The 791-nt window shown below is 39.4% G+C and carries 2 protein-coding genes; both read left to right on the forward strand.

The genetic code is table 11. The annotated features are described in order from the left end of the window. A partial coding sequence (locus QGG57_06955) for an NADH-quinone oxidoreductase subunit C (protein MDP7007899.1) occupies positions 1-373 on the forward strand: 373 nt, incomplete at its 5' end. After that, positions 373-791 (forward strand): NADH-quinone oxidoreductase subunit NuoD (locus QGG57_06960; GenBank protein ID MDP7007900.1); only part of this gene is annotated, 419 nt, incomplete at its 3' end. The genes QGG57_06955 and QGG57_06960, both read left to right, overlap by 1 nt.

Consider the following 791-nt stretch of genomic DNA (forward strand, 5'->3'; position numbering starts at 1 on the left):
GAAAGAGTTTTTTATGGAGCTAAAGAATGATTATGGTTTTGAGCATTGTTCTTTGATTACTGCAATAGATAATCAACCTGAATTTGAATTAGTTTACCATTTTACAGTCGTTAACAAGTCTGTAACCGTTGGACAAAACGATATGTCTGTTATGGCTGAAATTCACATTTATTTAGATAGAGATACGCCTACTATTGACTCAATTTCAGATATTTGGGGAGGTGCCAACTGGCATGAGAGAGAAGCTTTTGATATGATGGGAATATATTTTGTGGGTCATCCAGATTTGAGACGAGTTTTGTTACCTGAGGGTTTTGCAGGTCACCCACTTAGAAAAGATTACGTGTATGAGATACACGAGGAGGAGTGGTAATGGCTGAGATGTGGATTAGTATGGGCCCACAGCATCCAATGACTCATGGGCTCTGGACTTTGAAAGTAAAAGTTGATGGGGAAACTATAACTGATGCAGATCCTGAATTAGGATATCTCCATCGTTCAGTTGAGAAAATGGGTGAGCGCAGAAAATATTTCATGAACACCACTTTGACAGATAGGCTCTGTTATGCTAGCTCAACTACTTGGACGCATTGTTATGTTCAAACTGTTGAAGAACTAATGAATGTTGAAGTACCTGAAAGAGCAAAATACATAAGAACAATAATGTTAGAGCTCCAACGTCTCGCGTCACATTTGATGTGGGCAGGCGCGTATATGCCAGATTTGGGGCACATAACTGGCGCGCTTTATTTTTGGAGAGACAGGGAGCTTTTCCTTAACTTATTAGAAGT

The sequence above is a fragment of the Candidatus Poseidoniia archaeon genome, from assembly GCA_030748895.1.
In the GTDB taxonomy this organism is placed as follows: domain Archaea; phylum Thermoplasmatota; class Poseidoniia; order MGIII; family CG-Epi1; genus UBA8886.